Here is a 15,076-nt window from a genome sequence, read left to right as displayed (position 1 = left end):
TTTGATGGGAAATGCACTGAATGTCACCACCCAACTGCCGCCGGCGGAAGCCGAAGCGCTGCTGGCGATGATGCGTGAAAGCTACCGCCTGAGCCTGAACGACTACTGGTATGCGGACGAATTCCGAACAGTACCGAACGACCTACGGCACAGCTCGATCCTCAAGAAGAAACCAGCAATGGCAGCGCAGAAACGCCTGATGGCAGCGCTCTCACTCAGCCTGAAGGCGGCCAAGTAATGACCACGATGAAAGACGATATTCGCGCACAGGTGATAGAGCGCCTGCAGTTCGATTTCGACCTGAAGCCTCGCGCCGGCACCAAATACATGCGCGGCGGCACCTGCCCAAAGTGCAAGAAAAAAGAGCTTTACGCACGTCACGACAACCCCTGGCAGATCCGCTGCGGCCGACCAGAACGCTGCGGCCACATCGAGCATGTGAAAGACCTGTACGAAGACCTGTTCGAAGACTGGAGCAAGCGTGCACCGGCTACGGACAAAGACCCGACCGTGACAGCACGGGCCTACTTGGAGTTCGCTCGCGGCTTTGACGTAGGGAGCATGGTCGGCTGGTTTACCCAGGAGAACTACGTCAACCACGAGTCGGGCGAGTCCTCTGCAACGATCCGCTTCCCGTTGCCTAACGATGGCTACTGGGAACGCCTGATCGACCGCCCGGCCCGATTTGGCAAAATGAAGGCTCGCTTCAAACCCAAGTACAGCGCCCTTGGGTACTGGTGGAAACCTCCGACCCTCGACCTGGCCAACGTCGATGAGCTGTGGATTGTGGAAGGCATCTTCGATGCTGTGGCGTTGGTCCAGAACGGGATATCCGCCGTTTCCGCCATGACATGTACCAGCTACCCCGCTCACGCCCTGGAACAATTGATCGAGCAACGGAAAGGCAACCTGCCCCGCCTGGTTTGGGCTCTGGACAACGAACCATCAGCCCGCGGCTACCTGCAACGCTGGGTCAAACAGGCGCGTGAACTGGGTTTCACCTGCAGCGCAGCTCTGATCCCCCAGCGCAACCGCCGAAAGGTCGACTGGAACGACCTGCATCAGCGATGGGCTTTCGAAGAAGGCGACAAACGCAAGCAACGCCGCGAGCGCGACCTCGAAATAGCCCGCCACCAAGGCGACTTGTTGCTGGCCAGCTCGGCGCGCGAAAAGGCAATCCTGATGTACACCTGGGAGGACTCCACCTCGGAATTCCATTTCGAGTATGCCAATCGTATGTACTGGGCGAAATTCGACCTGTCGAAGCTTGAGGATGAGCAGCGCGCCCTGCTCAACAGTGAAGATCATGACGACCAACTGCTCAACGATCGCCAGGCACGCAATAAGGTGCTGGAGTCAGTGTGCGCGCTGAAGCTGATCGCCAACTGTAATTTCGAAGCGCTGTACAAGCAGGTGAACGACGTCACCGGCGATGCTTGGTTCTATTTCCAGGTGGACACACCGAACGACAACGCCCCCGAGAAACTGACGTTCACCCCCAAGCAAATCTCCTCGAGCAGCGAATTCAAGGCCCGCCTGATGTTCGCCGGCGCAACCTGGCTCGGAACCCAAAAGTACCTGGATCAAATCGTTATCCGCCAGACGGAAGGCCTGAAAACCGTCGAGACCATCGACTACATCGGCTACAGCAAGGAGCACAAGGCCTACATCTTCAACGACATCGCAGTGCAAGGCGGGAACGTCTACAAGGCCAACGACGAGGACTATTTCGAGTTCGGCCAGACCCGCGTCAAGTGCCTGATGAAATCCATCAAGATAGCCATGGCACCGGCGGCAAAGGGGTATCGGGACGACTGGCTGCCCAACCTCTGGCTGTGCTTCGGGGAGAAAGGCCTGGTCGCCCTGACTTACTGGTTCGGCTCGCTGTTTGCCGAGCAGATCCGCGAAGACTACGAGAGCTTCCCCTTCCTGGAGATGTCCGGCGAGCCCGACTCCGGGAAAACCACGCTGATCAAGTTCCTCTGGAAGCTGTTCGGGCGACTCTACGAGGGGTTCGATCCTGCGAAGGGCTCGATCTCCGGTCGCAGCCGCGCAATGGGACAGGTGTCGAACATCCCTCTGGTTTTGCTGGAGGCGGACCGCAATACCGACGCCGAGAATGCCAAGTCGTTCGAATGGGACGAGTTCAAGGACTACTACGGCGGCGGCCTGTTACGGACCCGGGGCGTGAAGAACAACAGTAATGACACCTACGAGCCACCATTCCGGGCGTCAATCGTCATCGCACAGAACGCCGGCGTTTCCGGGCATGAAGCAATCCTGAGCCGAATCGTCAAAACCTACTTCGCCAAACCCAACATTACCGAGGCAAGCCGCGCTGCTGCTGACAACCTGGTGCAAACCGAAGTCAACGAAGTCAGCCATTTCATGGTGAAAGCGATGATGGCCGAGCCCAAGGTAATGGCGCGCTTCGCCGAGGTTTACCCGAAGTACCGGGCCGAGCTGTGGTCGAGCAAGAAGCTGTCATCGGATCGCATTATTCGCAACCACAGCATGTTGCTCGCCCTGGTGGACTGCCTGAGCCTGGTGCTGCAGGTGCCGGAACACATGGTGACCGCCACCCGCAAATACATCATCGGGATGGCCAACGAGCGCCAGGCGGCGATCACCACCGACCCGCAGGAGCTGAATGACTTCTGGCAGGTCTTCGACTATCTGGAATCGCTCCCAGGCGCGCCCCTGGTCAATCACTCGAAAAACCCAGGTGTCATTGCCATCAACCTCAACCAGTTCGCAGAGGTTGCTGCCGAGCACCGTCAGCGCATCCCGGATCTGGCCACCCTGCGCCGACTGCTCAAGGACGGGCGCACCCACAGGCTGATCGATGCCAGCAAGCCAACCGAAAGCAGTATCCGGGCAGCTCTGCAGGCACGTACCCCACTGACCCCTATCCCGCAGTCAGTCCGCTGCTGGCACTTCAAGGTCTGAGGAGCACGCTATGCAAATTCAATTGCTAGACAGCAAGCGAGGCCGTGCATACCTGCGGGATGTTCAGAGCCGGCTGGAGTTCGCGGGCATAGAGGTCCGAATCATCGACGCAGACGCATATAGCACCGAGGGGCTACTTGAGATTGTCGAGGTTCAGGTAGCACGCGGGGACAGGCATCTGCTCGTCGACAACTGCACCGGAGCGCAGATCTACGAAGTCCTGGAATGGCAGTCCTGTGATGACGAAGAGCTGCTGAGAGACTTGGAGATTCACCTGGTGCGCAAGGACTGAGCCTGGCCACCAGTTGCAACGCCGGCGATCGGCCGGAAAAGAAAGGCGTCGAGGGGGGGCAACCCCTCGGCACCGACCACCACTGAGGGCAACACAATGCAAGCAAAGCACCACAGCAGCGGCCTGCCGAAGGCTACCACACCACCGCCGCAACCGGACCCTGCAGAACGCCATCTGATGGCCGTCCGCATCGTCGGCACTGCCATTTTCGACTACCAGGTGCGTAAGACTGTCGATACCAGAATCCGCCTTGAGACGGTGGCCAGCATGGCTCACTTCTTGGGCGACATCACTCCCAGCGAGGCTGAAATGGTCGCCAACCTGCTGGCCAGCACCGCCACTTCTAATCCTCTTACTACCTCTCACCCATTCTGAACCAGGAAGGAAACCAAACATGACAAACAAAGTTCGGTGGCTGGTACTCCCGACCAAAGCCAACCAGGAAATGGCACAGGCCGGTGCCAACGCAGCTCGTGAATATCTGGAGCGGACCGGAGGCAATAGTCCATTTGCCATCTACGAAGCAATGGTGCTGGCGGCACCACAGCCACCTCATGTTGAGGACGACGAAATCAGCGCACTGCTTCCAATGCCGATCGACGACTCCAAGCATCCGATTGTCGGCGAAGCGATCTATGACGCCTGGGACATGGCCCAGCAATGGAACGGATGTCTCGAACAATGTCTGCCATTAGTCAGGCGGCTCCAAGCGGAGCGCGCCGAGCTACATGCCCAACTGGCCGAGGCAAAGCGCTTGCTCAGTACGGCCAGTAACGGAAGCACGTATCAAACCCAGCAATAGCCCTAGAACACCTGCCAATAACTTCTAACAGCCACCCCGCCGACGTTGATCCACAATGCCGGTGGGGCATTTTCATGAGAAACACCATGGGGAATGGAACCACCACAGTGCTCAGTTTCGAGGATCTGCAGCGCATCACCGGATACCAGCGCCGATCGGACGTCGAGCGAACGCTGATCGATCAGGGAATCGTCATGTTTCGCGGCCGAACCGGACCGTGGACTACCATAGAGTTGATCAACCGAGCCGGTGGCGTAGGGCCAGACCGCTCTGAGGGTTACGGCGCCGACATACTATGAAGAAAGCCCGGAAGCGGAAGCACAACCCGCATATCCCAGCTCACATCGACCAGGCCGCTCTCCCAGCGGCCATTTACTTTGATCGGCGAGGCACTGGGGTCTGGTACACACTGCACCGCGACGAAACCGGTACGCAACGCCGGCGTAACGTTGCACCGGCCGACGTCTCGTTGGCCGAACTACATCGGATCACGGACGAGGCATCGAACAGCGTTCGGGGCACGCTGCGCTATGTCTGTGCACAGTTCCACGACAGTGCCCCATACAAGCGGCTTAGCGAAAAGACCCACGAGGACTACTGCTACAGCCGCGATGTCCTGCTGGCCATCCCAACCAAACTTGGCCCAGCGCTCGGCGACCTGGCTGTGAAGAAATTCACTCCCGCTCTGGTGCAACGGATCGTTGATCGGCTCGCAGATGAAGGCACGCCGTCTAAAGCAGCTCATGCTCTGCGGTATCTGCGTAGGGTGCTCCAGTGGGCTCGGAACAGGGGCTTTCTCGACGTGAACCCCGCTCAGGGCATTGAAGCGCCGGTGGAACGTCGGAGGCGCAGGCTGCCGCTCTCCCGAGTGATGGATACTCTAATCGATCGGGCAATGGCTCGTGGGCTCCTGGAGCGCAACGAGAAAGGCGGCTGCCCGCAGTACCTCGGATATGTGATGGAGCTGGCTTACCTCTGCCGGCTGCGCGGGATCGAGGTCGTTACATTGACCGACGAGAACGAGCTAGTAGAGGGGATTCTGACCAATCGGCGAAAGGGAAGTCGCGACAACATCGTGCGTTGGACGCCACGCCTGCGCAAAGCCTGGGACGGAGCCAAGGCCTACCGGGCCAAGGTATGGGCCGCACGGAAAGTCGCGATACCGATCGCACCTGCGAAACGCCCAATCATCGTTGCCAGCCACGGCGGGCCGCTGAAGAAATCCAGCCTCGACACCGCCTGGCAGCGATTCATCACGCTGGCACTCCTCGACGAAGTGCTGACACCTGAGCAGCGCTTTGCTCTCCACGACCTCAAGCGTCGCGGTGTTACGGATACCGTCGGCAATCGCGCAGACAAGCAAGAGGCCAGCGGGCACCGTGACGCAAAAATGATGGACGTCTACGACCTGAGCCTACCCGTCGTATCCCCCTCCGCAGACTGAAAATCACCACGTAACAAGAACGCCGAACCCCGCATAGAACGCGGGCTTTGGCGCGTCTGCACGTAACAAAAAATCATGTAACTCATTGATTTGTATGTTGTGAGCACCTTCCTTGTAATCAGTAGGTCCCGGGTTCGACTCCTGGTGCCGGCACCATCTAAATCAAGGCTCGCAGCGATGCGGGCCTTTTTAGTTTCTGGGGTGGGGTTACGCCAGGGTTACGTTTCCGGTAAATCCGCAGCAATCCCAAGGTGTCACTTTCCGTTGCCGGAGTCGCGTAGGTTGCGCTTCGACGCACGTATTGGGCGCGAAACTGCGGCTTCGGCTCGCTTTGCAGCGGCCTTTTCGAATTTGCCTTTAGCGCTCTGGGTATGACGAGCCTGACCCGAGGCCTCATCAGGTACTGAGAAGTGATTTTCGGAGCCCATAAAAAGGCTGAGCCATGCGCCCGGCGTTCTGCGATCAATACGCGCGAGGGGTAAGGGCTGAGGATTGGGCGGTTAGCGGGCGTTAGTTTTCGCAGCAGTACGCGCGCGATAAATGCGGGCGAATCGACCAACCATAGAGCCTATCGTCCTGCCCCTGTTTAGGTTTTGCGCGCACACTGACACGTGCGGGCCTTCGGCATCGACCTTTGCATTGCTTAACAGGTAAGCCAGGGTAAGTCGGATGCGGCTGCCTTCCCTACGGCTTGAATCGCCCCGGTAGCCTCAGGAGCGGCCACTAAATGGCGCCATCCCGCTCTGTTTCGACTGGACGTAACAGCTCCGTGACATCCACGCCTAACGCATGTGCCAAGCGCTCCAAACCATCAATGCTGATATTGGTCACGCAACGCTCAAGCTGAGAGACATATGTTCGATGGAAGTCAGCAAGCTCGGCGGCTTTCTCTTGGCTGAGCCCCTGATCCAGGCGCAAGCGCTTAAGGTTGCAGGAAAGGCGCAAACGGGCAGGACTGGGATGGATGGCGGCTGTTTTCATCCGTAGAGCGTCGCCCGCTACCGTGTTAGCATCTACAGCACAACAATCTACTGCCTATAAATCTCATTCAGTGCGTTTGACATGGAGTAGTTACAGTGAACCTCAAGCCGCTCATTTTTCTACCTATCGCCGTATTGGGTGGGTGTGCTCAGTCCAGTGGAGTCCTCAAGCTAGGGCCGGACACCTACTCTGTATCCGTTCATGCCGCTCCTGCACGCGGCGGCGAGTCGGGGGCAAAGCGGATCGCTCTTACTGAAGCCAACCAAGCTTGTATGCAACAAGGCAGGGAGCTTTTGGTAAAGAACATCAGTTCTGGTCCCTCGTCTCATTTTCCAGGTGGAACCGTAGACGTAACTTTTCAATGCTTAGGGAGAAGCGATCCCGGCTTGCAGCGTCCTGAATACTCACCAACTCCCGATATCTTAATTGAAAGCCGTTGATCGCCAACTCAAACCTCTTGGAAGTGCTCCAGGATATTCGGGAAATTAAACTAGATGCTTACAAAGAATACTTATAGCTGGGCAGCTTGCTGCTTCTTGCTCTTGTCAGCACCATTATCAGCTATGGACTTCCGCCAAGAGGGCTCAGGTCAAGCATGTCGCGATCCAGATGCATGCAAGGCTTGGATAAAAGCGGAGGGTGAGATTACTTCGGATACTCCTTCCCGGCTCCTGGCGTACCTGAAAGCTAATCCATACAGCCCTAGAGTGATTCGCTTTAATTCGCCAGGCGGGGACCTACAAGCAGGAATTATTTTAGGACAGATACTAAGGGAAAGGGGGTTCTCCACCGAGGCGGACGTCTGTGCGTCCGCATGTACCTATGCTTTTCTTGGCGGGATTGAACGCTCATTGACTGGGCCTGGCTCTCGGATTGGAGTCCACCGTTTTTATCAAAGCAATGCCGTCATGGAGCCCACCACCAAGCAGTACACCGGGGAAGACCTTGATGATATACAACGGATCATGGCTGGTCTGATGCTTTACTCAATAGAGATGGGAGTGGACCTTCGCCTCATTGCTCTCACGGCAGAGGCCGGCCCTCATGAAATGCGTTGGCTTTCCCAGCAGGAAGCGCTTGATCTCAATGTAGTTTATGAGCCGAATAAGTGGTTGCCTTGGAAGATTGAAGGCGGCTTTGGCAACGATCCTTTGCTCGCCATCTCACAGACTCAGGACGGCAAGAAATCCATGCAACTAGGTTGCACCGATGACGGACCTTATCTGACATTGACGGATGAAGAAACGGAGCCTGCTTGGTTCCAGCAATGTACATCAGGACCTGAGAGGGCTTATCACCCGATCTTAGGGCTTCGTTCTCTAATGAAGACCACGCATGTGAGGCCTTGGCACGAAACTGGTGCCGCAATCATGTTTTTCCTGCCTTGGGGGAAAATGGACTTTTCAAACCCATCACTATTTTCCGACACAGGGAATTACCCAATGGCCTGTATCGACATAAATTCAACCTATGCTGGCACGACAGCTCGCATACAAAAAATGGTTGAAGCAGTTTTATCGAGCTGTAATACCCAGCAGTGAGTTGAAGGAATAGGGCCTTGTTACCTCACGCGCGTACTGCTGTAAAAATTATCAAAGTTCTTTCGTAAGCGTCCGGCGAACCCACCTTCCGAACTCCAGCATTAAGGGCGATGGTGTCCGCGTATTTTTAAGCGGACGCGATCACCCTTATCGCCAGGATTTCCATGCGCCAACGAAGCTCTTACCCAAAACCGTTCAAGGCCCAGGTCGTTCAGGAATGCCTGCAACCTGGCGCAACGGTGTCCAGTGTCGCCATCAGCCACGGTATCAATGCCAACGTCATCCGCAAATGGCTGCCGCTCTATCGAGATCAGCCCACAGCGGCTTCACTACCGGCATTCGTCCCACTAAAAGCCGCGCCTAAACGGCCAGTCGAAGCGTCAGTGGTCATTGAACTGCCCATGGCCGGGCAAGTAATCACGGTGAAATGGCCAGCCTCAGATCCTGAGAGCTGCGCGCAATTTATTCGGGCTGTCGTTCAATGATCCGCATTGATGCGATCTGGCTGGCCACCGAACCGATGGATATGCGCGCCGGTACGGAGACAGCATTGGCCCGGGTGATCGCGGTGTTCGGTGCGGCGAAGCCGCACTGCGCTTACCTCTTCGCCAATCGCCGGGCTAACCGGATGAAAGTGCTGGTGCACGACGGTATGGGCGTCTGGCTTGCCGCGCGAAGACTGAATCAAGGCAAGTTCCACTGGCCCGGCATTCGCCATGGATGCGAGGTCGAACTCGACAGTGAGCAACTCCAGGCCTTGGTGCTGGGCCTGCCGTGGCAGCGCGTTGGTGCAGGCGGTGTGATCAGCATGCTGTAATCGCCGTGCATTTGGCCGGTCTACGTGTCGTCCTCACGTGCCTGCTCTGGGAAAATCGGCGACATGACTTCCTCGCCCAACCTCGACCAGATGACCCCGGAACAGCTTCGTGCCTTGGCGGCACAGGCGTTGCAGTTGCAGTCTCAGGTCGAGGCGATGAGCAGGAAGATCCAGAATGATGAAATCCTCATCGAACAGTTCAAGTTCGAAATTGCCCTGCTCAAACGGCACAAGTTTGCCAAGCGCAGCGAGCAAATCAGCCCAGCACAAGGCAGCTTGCTGGATGACCTGCTCGATACTGATCTTGAAGCGATCGAGGCAGAGCTGAAACAGCTTCTCCCAGTTACGTCACAGGCCGAAGCCCGGCAATCCCCGAAACGTGCGCCATTGCCGCCGCAGTTTCCACGTACCGTGATTCGTCACGAACCCGAGAACACCCAATGCGCCTGTGGCTGCCAACTTCAACGCATCGGCGAAGACGTCAGCGAGAAGCTGGATTACACGCCAGGCGTGTTCACGGTCGAGCAACATGTGCGTGGCAAATGGGCCTGTCGTCATTGCGAAACACTGTCTCAGGCGCCGGTGCCGGCCCAGGTCATCGACAAAGGTATTCCGACCGCAGGCCTGCTGGCCCACGTGATGGTGGCCAAATTTGCCGACCACTTGCCGCTTTATCGGCAGGAGAAAATCTTTGGCCGCGCCGGACTGGCAATCGCTCGCTCGACCTTGGCCCAGTGGGTCGGGCAAACCGGCGTGCGGCTCCAGCCGCTGGTCGATGCACTGCATGAAGCGGTGCTGAACCAGGGCGTGATTCACGCTGACGAAACACCGGTTCAAATGCTGCGCCGGGCGAGAAGAAAACTCACCGTGCCTACGTCTGGGCCTACAGCACTACGCCGTTTTCGGCACTCAAAGCGGTGGTGTATGACTTCAGCCCAAGCCGTGCTGGCGAACATGCACGCAACTTCCTGGGCGACTGGAACGGCAAGCTGGTCTGCGACGACTTCGCTGGATACAAGGCCGGTTTTGAACAAGGCATCACTGAAATCGGCTGCATGGCTCATGCTCGTCGCAAATTCTTCGATCTACACGTGGCGAACAAAAGCCAGCTGGCCGAACAGGCGCTGCACTCGATAGGCGGCTTGTACGAGATCGAACGCCAGACGCGGGACATGAGTGATGAAGATCGTTTTCGAATACGTCAGGAACTGGCGGTACCGATCAGCAAAACACTGCATGACTGGATGTTGGCCCAGCGCGACCTGGTGCCCAACGGCTCAGCCACAGCCAAAGCCCTCGACTACAGCCTGAAACGCTGGGTAGCGCTGACGCGCTACCTGGGCGATGGGGCTGTGCCTATCGACAACAACCAGGTCGAGAACCAGATACGGCCATGGGCACTCGGACGCTCGAACTGGTTGTTTGCCGGGTCGTTGCGCAGCGGCAAACGAGCAGCTGCGATCATGAGTTTGATCCAGTCGGCGCGCATGAATGGGCATGATCCGTATGCCTATCTCAAAGATGTACTGACGCGGCTGCCGACACAGCGGGCCAGTGAGATCACTGATTTGTTGCCGCATAAGTGGGGTAAATAGTCTGGGCTAATCCTACAGCCGCTTCTCCATAACGATGGTGCGCTCCGCCCCATGAAACTCGTCGCGGATTTTTTGATAACCCAACGCGGTATAAAACCTTTCAGCTGTAATCGACGATGGCACACGTACAGCTCCAACTCCTGCGCTGGCAGCAGTTGCATGAATGACATCCATCAAATGCCGCCCGATACCGCCTTTTTGGTGAGCCGGGTCAACGAAAACACTTCTGACCACATCACCGTCGAGACCGGCAGTGCCAATAATGTTTTCGCCCAACAAGGCTACGAAGACCTTACGCTTCGTAAGCTGTGTGGTGATGGCTTCAGGAGAAAAGCTTTGCTCAACCTGAGCGATCACATCAGGCGGATAGTCCTGTGAATTTGACTCACGCAGGGCGGCAATAACTACGCGGCTTATCGCTACTGCATCTCTGCTCGTGGCGGGACGAACGTGACATTCCATGCTGAGACCTCAATCCTAAAGGACTACAGCTTAGCGCATCGCAATGTGCCTTCCCCGGATGCATACTTCGGGACGAGCTGTTGCGAATGTTTTCAAATGCCGCAGGTGAGTTCGCCGGACGCTTACGTTCTTTCTCACTTTAGAGCATCTCAAAATCATCAACTTCTTTTAGGGATGCAGAAAACTCTTCACTGGTCTTGAAAGCGAACCAGCTCACGTTTGAGCTTCTCCTTGATGGCCAGGCGCACAAACTCCGATCGGTTGCCCTCGGCCGGATGCCTGCTACCAAAGGGATAGCGGATCAGTTGGTCGATGGCCTCCATCGTATCGACCTCTACGGACAGGATCAGGCGAGTCTTTGGCTTCTCCTTGAACAGCCGATTCTTACTCATCGCTTACTCCTCAAAACTAACTTTTCCTAACTGCTCATGGGGTTTGCCTTTCGGCCCCGTCGACAGCCCGCCATGCAGGCGGCATCGCCCACTGGCGTGCAGGTCGCGCCGCTTACAGGGCGCTCCTGCTCGTGTCCTAGCGCCGCAGGTCAGGCCCCACAGCGCCTCGGGGAAGGGCATGCTCTTCGGTGGCGGGTATTGATAGCCGTTTTCGCGCCAGGCGGCGAACCTGGCGGCCTTCTGCTTGAAATGCTGCCGCCATTGATGGCGGAGTTCGGCTTGGTCGTCGGTCATGGTCTGCTCCGGGTATTCAGCTATGGCCAAAGCCGGCATGGCGCCGGCCTGCCCCCTCGGGTGACCTTCCGGGCGTTGCGCATGGGCTCGCTGGTGGCCTCTGGTGCGCGCTTCAATTGTTAGCACGGGCGCCGTGCTGCCGGGCCTTGCGGCGGCTCTACGACGGCCTGCGCGTCATTGGCTACGCACAGGTCGGCCAGAAGCTCGGCGCGGTGGTTGCGAACGAACTGGCGAAGGCCTGCCGTGATGCGATCCGCCGGGGTGACGCGCAGCCACTCGCCTTCCTGCTCGGCGGCCAGGCCAGCCCGATGCAAGTAGTTCAAGGCGGCCATGTTCAGAAGTACTCCCCACCGTCACTGGGCTGGCCATGATCGGCAGCCAGCTTGGGGGGTGACCCACTCTGCGCCGATTGCGCCAATGGTGTTCGGCGCTGCGCCGTTCGTGTTTGGCGCACTGGCGCAAGCATCCCAATGCGCTGCGCCGATGCGCTGGGGGGTTATAGGGGGGTGGCGCGACGCACTTTCGACGCTCGGGATTGGCGCAACTTCGACAGGCTCGGCGGTCGCATCAGCACTCTGGATCAGCGCATTTTCGACCTGCTCGGCGGCCACGTCCGGCAGCTCGACCGGCTCCAGGCGTTCGCGCGTTTTGCGCTGGGGTGTCTTGTACTCGACGCGCCGAATGCGCCCGACGCGGATCAGCGCAGTAATGGCGCGTGCGGCGCGCTGCCCTCCCGCCTTGCCCCGGAAGGTCTGCCCGTACTCTGGCAGCGACTCCAACGCCTTCATGGCTGAATGGGCTCCGGGGGTGATATTGGCCGGCACGCTGATACCTGCATCATGGGCGGCCTTCATCGCCCGGATGATCTCTGCGCGGTCGAAGTCTTCAGCGGTCAATCCGTCGCCCTGTACGCCAGCTTCGGGCACAGGAACGCCATGCACGAACGTGACTGGCACAGGTTCGGCACGTACGCTCAGGTTGGCCTTTTCATGCGCCAGCAAAATGCGCCCGTCTTCTTCCAGCAGTGCTAGGCGCGACCGGGCGCTGTTGTGCCAAGCAGTACTCCCGCTGTAGCTGTTGCCATTGGCATTACCCTTGGCGGCGGCCTTGTCGATATGCGCCAGCAACACCACAGCAGCATTGTGCTGGCGAGCAAGGGTGGCCAGACCTCGCACAAAGGCGCGTACGGTGCGGCGACTGTTCTCATTGGCATCGAAGGCGTCGGAAGCGTTATCGATAATGATCAACCCAGCGTCCCCGGCATGGCTCGACAGCTCGCGGAAAGCCGGAGTGAAGATCGGTGCCGTGTTGAAGCCATCGCCCTCGGTCATCAGCGCAGAAAAGGTCTGGGTTCCGTCCAGCAGGCGCAGTCCAGCAAGTACCCGCGTAGCCGGCAGCCGGTATGCCTCGATGATCCGGCGCAGGCGAAGCCGCACGATGCTGGCCTCATCCTCCAGGCTCACGAACAGGACGGGCGATTGCTCGACCTCCAGACCGGCGAACGGCAGGCCGCACGCCACATGCGCGCCGATGGCCAAGGCCAGGCTCGATTTGCCGATCCCTCCATGCCCGCCGAACAGGGTCACATGCCGGCGCGGCATCCACGGTTTTACGGCATGGCGCATAGGCTCCAGGCAGGCGCTCATCACGTCGCCTAGGGGCACCTCGACAAGTGCGGGTCGGGGCGGCCCTGGCTGGCTACCCAGCTCTGCTAGCAGGCGGTCGAGCTGGTCGATTCGTTCCTGTGCCAGCGCCAGCCGGGCGGTGCTTTCGTCGCTCAGATTGCCGGTCTTGGATTCCCCCTTCGCAGCCTCGATAACCAGTGCCTCGAAGCGGCGTTCGGCTTCCAGCTTGTTGCGCCGGTACTGCTGGCGCTGCTCTTGACTCAGGTTATCGGGGAACAGGTCGCGCAGCTCCAGGCCGACAGCGGCCAGCACGTCGCGCGTCTCGCAGCCGGCGTAGCAGTGGACCAGGGCGCGGCCATCGTTACCGCGTGAAAGGCTCAGGGATGGGGAATTGTCTTGATGCGCCGGGCATCGGGCCATGTACCGCGCGCCGTGAAGCTTAACGCCTTCCAGACGCGACAGCAGCAGGTCAAGCGGGTCGCCGTGGTAATGGGTCATCAGCGCAACGCCTCCAGGGTGAACAGGCCAACCACAGCGGCAAGCGCCAGCAGTTCGACGGCCAGCGGGTGACGGTGAAGCCAGGCGGCGGCATTCATCAGGCAATAGGGGATCAGCCCGCCACGGGGGCGGGTATGCATGTTCGACATGGGATCAGCCCTCAGTGGGGGGGCGGGTGGTGCGCTTCAGGTAGGCCAACACCTGGCGGGCCTTGTCGTGCTCACTGGCCGGAAGGCTGTAGCGGTTGACGATGCCCGGCTTGCCCCAGCGGTTCGGGACACGCTCAGGCTGGCGCTTGAAGATCAGCCCGTGACGGTTGGCCAGTACGGAAATGGTGCTGTTCAGGCAGTGGTCGCCTAGGTCTTCGGCTTCGAAGCGGTTGGCGCTGGCACCAGTCAGTAGGTGGGCCAGAATGCGGGCGATCTTGGTCGCAGATTCGGTGCTAGACTGGCCTTGCGACGGGCTGCTCCGCTGGTATTGGGGGGCGGCCTTTTTCATGCGCGCACCTCGCCAGTATGGCTGGCGGTTCGGCTGGCCAGGAACTCGGCAAGGTCGCTGATGCGGTACTTCACCAAGCGGCCTACCTTGAGGAAAGGCAGGTTGTAGCGACCTGTCGAACGCCACACTGCGAGGGTGTTTGGTCTAACTCCAAGAACATCTGCGGCTTGCTTGTCGTCTACCTGAGCAGGCGGATTTAGCAGGTCATAGCCGAGTGCTGCGAGAATTTCAGCCTTGATTGCGTCAATGTTGGGTTGCATTGGGGAAACTCCATATCGCTGTATATAACGGAGTCCATTCTTGCTAGCCACTTTGGGTTAGGCCGACGCACCCAACCTGCTACCCACTACCTGGGTTTGTTTTATTGATTCTTTTGCGGATCGTCTCTATTGAGTCAGGAAGGCCCAGGCTCTCTTTCACTAACTGCGCAAGCTGTCGGGTCGTAGCAGGACGTTGCCGTCCCGCCTGAATTTCAGCGGCGGCCTCGCGCCATCGCTGATGCTCATCAGCCCTGGCATTTCCGCGCTCTTGGTTCCTCTTGGCAAATTCCCGATTCCGTTCGCGGTAAAATGCTCCTAGAGCTTCGTCTGATTGATTGGGGGGCTTTGCAAGGCTGGATGCATCAAATTCTGGCTGAGCTTTCTGTGACTCAATCACCCCAACCAACGCGCTCTCATTGATTGGGAAGTCATGGCCAGCATCCTCAGCCCAATCAAGAAATAGCTTGAGTTCCATCAGCGTGAAAGGAAAAGCGAGCACCGGTTCGCCCGGCCTTCCTCTAGGGTGGTCAAGCAAGCCTTCGCGCTCAGCTTTGGTTAAGGAGGCCAACACCCAGTCAGGTTGCCGCTTCAAATAGATGCCATCTTCCCCAACCTCAAAACCGCTT

The 15,076-nt window shown here is 58.4% G+C and carries 21 protein-coding genes and 1 pseudogene; 12 read left to right on the top strand and 10 right to left on the bottom strand.

The genetic code is table 11. The features are described from left to right. Positions 1-4: 4 nt before the first annotated feature. From ACK6AU_RS28590 to xerC, 6 genes are all read left to right on the top strand, one after another. Positions 5-238: a hypothetical protein gene (locus ACK6AU_RS28590; RefSeq protein ID WP_065365533.1), complete on the top strand. Its 234-nt coding sequence runs from the start codon at positions 5-7 to the stop codon at positions 236-238. Continuing rightward, the gene (locus tag ACK6AU_RS28585) at positions 238-2,949 is read left to right on the top strand and encodes a toprim domain-containing protein (RefSeq protein ID WP_409302914.1); all 2,712 of its coding nucleotides are present in this window, start codon (positions 238-240) and stop codon (positions 2,947-2,949) included. The genes ACK6AU_RS28590 and ACK6AU_RS28585 overlap by 1 nt, the downstream gene beginning before the upstream one ends. 10 nt (positions 2,950-2,959) lie before the next feature. Next, a complete protein-coding gene (locus ACK6AU_RS28580) occupies positions 2,960-3,241 on the top strand; it encodes a hypothetical protein (RefSeq protein WP_409302912.1) in 282 nt (93 codons plus the stop codon). Between the two features lie 96 nt (positions 3,242-3,337). After that, positions 3,338-3,616 carry a hypothetical protein gene (locus ACK6AU_RS28575; RefSeq protein WP_409302910.1) on the top strand — a complete coding sequence of 93 codons (279 nt, stop codon included), beginning with the start codon at positions 3,338-3,340 and terminating at the stop codon, positions 3,614-3,616. A gap of 19 nt (positions 3,617-3,635) precedes the next feature. After that, positions 3,636-4,043: a hypothetical protein gene (locus ACK6AU_RS28570; protein WP_409302908.1), complete on the top strand. Its 408-nt coding sequence runs from the start codon at positions 3,636-3,638 to the stop codon at positions 4,041-4,043. Between the two features lie 295 nt (positions 4,044-4,338). Next, positions 4,339-5,487 (top strand): tyrosine recombinase XerC, encoded by a 1,149-nt coding sequence (gene xerC / locus ACK6AU_RS28565; protein ID WP_409302906.1) that lies wholly within the window; start codon positions 4,339-4,341, stop codon positions 5,485-5,487. A gap of 723 nt (positions 5,488-6,210) precedes the next feature. On the opposite strand, the gene ACK6AU_RS28560 is transcribed toward xerC, so the two are convergent. Beyond that, entirely contained in the window at positions 6,211-6,468 is a 258-nt protein-coding gene (locus ACK6AU_RS28560) for a helix-turn-helix domain-containing protein (RefSeq protein ID WP_409302904.1), read from the bottom strand. Positions 6,469-7,376: 908 nt separating this feature from the next. Here ACK6AU_RS28560 and ACK6AU_RS28555 point away from each other — a divergent pair. From ACK6AU_RS28555 to ACK6AU_RS28530, 6 genes and pseudogenes are all read left to right on the top strand, one after another. Next, the gene (locus ACK6AU_RS28555) at positions 7,377-8,009 is read left to right on the top strand and encodes a hypothetical protein (RefSeq protein ID WP_409302902.1); all 633 of its coding nucleotides are present in this window, start codon (positions 7,377-7,379) and stop codon (positions 8,007-8,009) included. A 164-nt stretch (positions 8,010-8,173) separates the two neighbouring features. Further along, a complete protein-coding gene (gene tnpA, locus ACK6AU_RS28550; RefSeq protein ID WP_409302900.1) occupies positions 8,174-8,494 on the top strand; it encodes an IS66-like element accessory protein TnpA in 321 nt (106 codons plus the stop codon). Beyond that, on the top strand, positions 8,491-8,826 hold the full coding sequence (gene tnpB, locus ACK6AU_RS28545) for an IS66 family insertion sequence element accessory protein TnpB (RefSeq protein ID WP_409302898.1): 336 nt from the start codon (positions 8,491-8,493) through the stop codon (positions 8,824-8,826). The genes tnpA and tnpB overlap by 4 nt, the downstream gene beginning before the upstream one ends. A 63-nt stretch (positions 8,827-8,889) precedes the next feature. Then, positions 8,890-9,963: an IS66 family transposase gene (tnpC, locus tag ACK6AU_RS28540; protein WP_409302896.1), complete on the top strand. Its 1,074-nt coding sequence runs from the start codon at positions 8,890-8,892 to the stop codon at positions 9,961-9,963. After that, positions 9,855-10,304 (top strand): annotated as a pseudogene (locus tag ACK6AU_RS28535) (transposase); the annotation flags it as partial. The gene tnpC and the pseudogene ACK6AU_RS28535, both read left to right, overlap by 109 nt. Continuing rightward, positions 10,290-10,421, top strand: coding sequence for a transposase domain-containing protein (locus ACK6AU_RS28530; protein WP_409302916.1), 132 nt, complete (start codon positions 10,290-10,292; stop codon positions 10,419-10,421). The pseudogene ACK6AU_RS28535 and the gene ACK6AU_RS28530, both read left to right, overlap by 15 nt. A 12-nt stretch (positions 10,422-10,433) precedes the next feature. Here the strand turns inward: ACK6AU_RS28530 and ACK6AU_RS28525 are convergent, their stop codons facing one another. From ACK6AU_RS28525 to ACK6AU_RS28485, 9 genes are all read right to left on the bottom strand, one after another. Next, complete coding sequence (locus ACK6AU_RS28525) at positions 10,434-10,883, bottom strand: GNAT family N-acetyltransferase (RefSeq protein WP_409302894.1); 450 nt, start codon at positions 10,881-10,883, stop codon at positions 10,434-10,436. Positions 10,884-11,071: 188 nt separating this feature from the next. Then, positions 11,072-11,275: a hypothetical protein gene (locus ACK6AU_RS28520; RefSeq protein WP_409302892.1), complete on the bottom strand. Its 204-nt coding sequence runs from the start codon at positions 11,273-11,275 to the stop codon at positions 11,072-11,074. 3 nt (positions 11,276-11,278) lie between these two features. Continuing rightward, the gene (locus tag ACK6AU_RS28515; protein WP_409302890.1) at positions 11,279-11,569 is read right to left on the bottom strand and encodes an HGGxSTG domain-containing protein; all 291 of its coding nucleotides are present in this window, start codon (positions 11,567-11,569) and stop codon (positions 11,279-11,281) included. A gap of 119 nt (positions 11,570-11,688) precedes the next feature. Continuing rightward, positions 11,689-11,901 (bottom strand): hypothetical protein, encoded by a 213-nt coding sequence (locus tag ACK6AU_RS28510; RefSeq protein WP_409302888.1) that lies wholly within the window; start codon positions 11,899-11,901, stop codon positions 11,689-11,691. Positions 11,902-11,922: 21 nt separating this feature from the next. Beyond that, positions 11,923-13,692 (bottom strand): AAA family ATPase, encoded by a 1,770-nt coding sequence (locus ACK6AU_RS28505; protein ID WP_409302886.1) that lies wholly within the window; start codon positions 13,690-13,692, stop codon positions 11,923-11,925. Continuing rightward, positions 13,692-13,841, bottom strand: a complete 150-nt coding sequence (locus ACK6AU_RS28500; RefSeq protein WP_409302884.1) for a hypothetical protein — start codon at positions 13,839-13,841, stop codon at positions 13,692-13,694. The genes ACK6AU_RS28505 and ACK6AU_RS28500 overlap by 1 nt, the downstream gene beginning before the upstream one ends. Before the next feature lie 4 nt (positions 13,842-13,845). Further along, complete coding sequence (locus ACK6AU_RS28495; RefSeq protein WP_409302882.1) at positions 13,846-14,190, bottom strand: hypothetical protein; 345 nt, start codon at positions 14,188-14,190, stop codon at positions 13,846-13,848. Next, positions 14,187-14,450: a helix-turn-helix domain-containing protein gene (locus tag ACK6AU_RS28490; protein ID WP_409302880.1), complete on the bottom strand. Its 264-nt coding sequence runs from the start codon at positions 14,448-14,450 to the stop codon at positions 14,187-14,189. Before ACK6AU_RS28490 ends, ACK6AU_RS28495 begins: the two co-directional genes overlap by 4 nt. A 79-nt stretch (positions 14,451-14,529) precedes the next feature. Further along, positions 14,530-15,076, bottom strand: a 547-nt coding sequence (locus ACK6AU_RS28485; RefSeq protein WP_409302878.1) for a hypothetical protein, incomplete at its 5' end; no start/stop codon positions are given.

The organism is Pseudomonas sp. KCJK8993, from assembly GCF_046230915.1.
Lineage (GTDB): Bacteria > Pseudomonadota > Gammaproteobacteria > Pseudomonadales > Pseudomonadaceae > Aquipseudomonas > Aquipseudomonas piscis.
Note: the sequence above shows the minus strand (reverse complement) of the source record. Positions and strands in the feature narration are given on the sequence as shown.

What these genes read in the sequence shown, in the direction of transcription:
- ACK6AU_RS28590 (WP_065365533.1), top strand. Translation starts at nt 5, where the DNA reads ATGGGAAATGCACTGAATGTCACCACCCAACTGCCGCCGGCGGAAGCC.
- ACK6AU_RS28585 (WP_409302914.1), top strand. Translation starts at nt 238, where the DNA reads ATGACCACGATGAAAGACGATATTCGCGCACAGGTGATAGAGCGCCTG.
- ACK6AU_RS28580 (WP_409302912.1), top strand. Translation starts at nt 2,960, where the DNA reads ATGCAAATTCAATTGCTAGACAGCAAGCGAGGCCGTGCATACCTGCGG.
- ACK6AU_RS28575 (WP_409302910.1), top strand. Translation starts at nt 3,338, where the DNA reads ATGCAAGCAAAGCACCACAGCAGCGGCCTGCCGAAGGCTACCACACCA.
- ACK6AU_RS28570 (WP_409302908.1), top strand. Translation starts at nt 3,636, where the DNA reads ATGACAAACAAAGTTCGGTGGCTGGTACTCCCGACCAAAGCCAACCAG.
- xerC (WP_409302906.1), top strand. Translation starts at nt 4,339, where the DNA reads ATGAAGAAAGCCCGGAAGCGGAAGCACAACCCGCATATCCCAGCTCAC.
- ACK6AU_RS28560 (WP_409302904.1), bottom strand. Translation starts at nt 6,468, where the DNA reads ATGAAAACAGCCGCCATCCATCCCAGTCCTGCCCGTTTGCGCCTTTCC.
- ACK6AU_RS28555 (WP_409302902.1), top strand. Translation starts at nt 7,377, where the DNA reads ATGGAGCCCACCACCAAGCAGTACACCGGGGAAGACCTTGATGATATA.
- tnpA (WP_409302900.1), top strand. Translation starts at nt 8,174, where the DNA reads ATGCGCCAACGAAGCTCTTACCCAAAACCGTTCAAGGCCCAGGTCGTT.
- tnpB (WP_409302898.1), top strand. Translation starts at nt 8,491, where the DNA reads ATGATCCGCATTGATGCGATCTGGCTGGCCACCGAACCGATGGATATG.
- tnpC (WP_409302896.1), top strand. Translation starts at nt 8,890, where the DNA reads ATGACTTCCTCGCCCAACCTCGACCAGATGACCCCGGAACAGCTTCGT.
- ACK6AU_RS28530 (WP_409302916.1), top strand. Translation starts at nt 10,290, where the DNA reads ATGAGTTTGATCCAGTCGGCGCGCATGAATGGGCATGATCCGTATGCC.
- ACK6AU_RS28525 (WP_409302894.1), bottom strand. Translation starts at nt 10,883, where the DNA reads ATGGAATGTCACGTTCGTCCCGCCACGAGCAGAGATGCAGTAGCGATA.
- ACK6AU_RS28520 (WP_409302892.1), bottom strand. Translation starts at nt 11,275, where the DNA reads ATGAGTAAGAATCGGCTGTTCAAGGAGAAGCCAAAGACTCGCCTGATC.
- ACK6AU_RS28515 (WP_409302890.1), bottom strand. Translation starts at nt 11,569, where the DNA reads ATGACCGACGACCAAGCCGAACTCCGCCATCAATGGCGGCAGCATTTC.
- ACK6AU_RS28510 (WP_409302888.1), bottom strand. Translation starts at nt 11,901, where the DNA reads ATGGCCGCCTTGAACTACTTGCATCGGGCTGGCCTGGCCGCCGAGCAG.
- ACK6AU_RS28505 (WP_409302886.1), bottom strand. Translation starts at nt 13,692, where the DNA reads ATGACCCATTACCACGGCGACCCGCTTGACCTGCTGCTGTCGCGTCTG.
- ACK6AU_RS28500 (WP_409302884.1), bottom strand. Translation starts at nt 13,841, where the DNA reads ATGTCGAACATGCATACCCGCCCCCGTGGCGGGCTGATCCCCTATTGC.
- ACK6AU_RS28495 (WP_409302882.1), bottom strand. Translation starts at nt 14,190, where the DNA reads ATGAAAAAGGCCGCCCCCCAATACCAGCGGAGCAGCCCGTCGCAAGGC.
- ACK6AU_RS28490 (WP_409302880.1), bottom strand. Translation starts at nt 14,450, where the DNA reads ATGCAACCCAACATTGACGCAATCAAGGCTGAAATTCTCGCAGCACTC.